Source organism: Mesorhizobium sp. M8A.F.Ca.ET.021.01.1.1, from assembly GCF_003998025.1.
In the GTDB taxonomy this organism is placed as follows: Bacteria; Pseudomonadota; Alphaproteobacteria; order Rhizobiales; family Rhizobiaceae; genus Mesorhizobium.
In genome coordinates this window covers 1-1,907 of record NZ_RZSJ01000839.1, presented here as the reverse complement: position 1 = coordinate 1,907, position 1,907 = coordinate 1, and the positions used below count along the sequence as shown (strand labels likewise).

The 1,907-nt window shown below is 64.0% G+C and carries 2 protein-coding genes and 1 pseudogene; all 3 read right to left on the bottom strand.

Going from position 1 to position 1,907, the window contains the following annotated elements:
* Positions 1 to 649 (bottom strand): M20/M25/M40 family metallo-hydrolase (locus EOA36_RS34575; protein WP_127281149.1); only part of this gene is annotated, 649 nt, incomplete at its 3' end.
* Between the two features lie 41 nt (positions 650 to 690).
* The gene (locus tag EOA36_RS34570) at positions 691 to 1,596 is read right to left on the bottom strand and encodes a MurR/RpiR family transcriptional regulator (protein WP_127281148.1); all 906 of its coding nucleotides are present in this window, start codon (positions 1,594 to 1,596) and stop codon (positions 691 to 693) included.
* A gap of 94 nt (positions 1,597 to 1,690) precedes the next feature.
* Positions 1,691 to 1,907, bottom strand: a pseudogene (locus EOA36_RS34565) (peptidase M15); the annotation flags it as partial.

The window sequence follows — 1,907 nt, the reverse complement described above, 5'->3', positions numbered from 1 at the left end:
AGCGCAGCGCCGAATGCGCGTTGCGGCCACGGATCGTCACCCGCGCCCACTCAAGCCCGCCCTCGACCGGCAGGACATCGCCCCAGGTCGGCTCGGCGACCAGCACCGCCTTGGCGAGCTTGCCCTTCTTCACCGCATCCATGGCGCCGAAGCCGCCGGCCTCCTCGTCGACGACGGAGTGGATCGCCAGCCGCCCCTGCAGCGTGATGCCTGCCTTGCGGATCGCGTGCGCGGCGGCGACGCAAGCCGCGACGCCGCCCTTCATGTCGACCGCGCCCCGGCCATAGAGCCGGCCGTCAGTGATCTCACCGCCGAACGGATCGACCGACCAGTCCTTCATCTCGCCGACCGGCACGACATCGATGTGCCCGCACAGGATCAGGCTGCGGTCTTCGCTTCCAGCCCATTCGCCGACCAGATTTGGCCGGCCGGGCAAGGCGTCCCACTGCTCGGTCTTGAAGCCATCGTGCTTCAAGATCGGCTCCAAGAGCGCCTGGACGTCCGCCTCGCGATTGATCGCCGGATTGGCTTCGAATTTGGGATTGACCGAAGGGATGCGGACCATGTCGCGGACCAGGCCGATCAGCCAGTCGCGGTCGGCCTCGATTTCAGCCTGCGCGGCATCGATGATGGTCTGGATATCGGCCATGATTGTTCCTTCCTCGCATCGCCGCGCCGGGCGCTTCGACGCTATTTCCTCGGGGTTCTTGGTTTGGTGGTTTCGGTGTCGAAGGGCGACAGGCCGGCATGGAGGGTAACGGCATTGGCGCTGCGGATTTTCTCGATGTCCTCGATGCGCTTGCGTACCCCGGCGCCATGGCCTTCCAACGCATGGGCAAAAACGGTTTCCATCTGCGCGACGGCGGTCGCCAGCGTGTCGAAGGGCGAGTTGGCGTCGATCGCCGCCACCATGGTCAGGTCGGCCACGTCAGCGATCGGCGACAGCCACACATCGGTGAACAGCAGGACGGAGACGCCGCGTTCTTTCGCCTGCTGTGCAAAACTCACCACGTCCGACTGGTAGCGCCGGTAGTCGAACACGACGAGAAGGTCGCGCTTGCCAAGATCGATCAACAGGTCGAAATCGGCGGGGCTCAACGAACCGATGTCGCGCACGCCGGAGCGGAACTGCAGAAGGTAACCCGCAAGCATGGAGGCGATATGGCGGCTGAAACGGCCGCCCAGCAGCACGACCTGGCCCTTGGTCTCGAGCAGCAGGTTGACGGCGCGCGTATAGGCCTGCAGGGGCACCGCCGTTCGCGTACGCTTCAGACTGTCGGAAACCGAATGGAAATAGGCCAGTGCCGTGCCTTCGCTGGAGCCGCCCGGGCGCTTGGCCTCCATCATCAGCAGCGGCGAATGCAGCCGGGATTCCACTTCCGTGAGCAACCGCGCCTGGAAATCGGCAAAGCCGACATAGCCGAGCTTGGTCATCAGCCGCGTCACGCTCGGGTCGCTGACGCCGGCGCGACGCGCCAGCCGGGTCGCTGTTCCCAACCCCGACATCGGATAATCGGCAAGCAGGACCTGAACGATCTTTTCTTCCGCCGACGTGAACGCCAAGGTGGCGTTGGCCAGTTCTTCGCGGATCGACATGGTCATCGCCTCTCGCCGGGGAAAGACGATTATCTTACAATTTCATGCCTGATTGTCAAATTTGGATAATATCTTACAGGCTTGCAGAGTCGACCTATCTGAAGCTGGCGATGGGCAGGAATTTCACCGCGGAGCCGGTGAAGCGGCGGTGATCGGACGTCTTTCCTCGTGGCTGGAATCCATCGAGATAAACCTGCTCCGGCGCCGTGCGGATGAAATTGGCGGCAATGACGGGCGCCGCCATCGAGCCGGCTCCTGCGCTGCCGCGACCGCTTTCACGCGGACGGCCGGTCAATGCCGCGGGTACAATG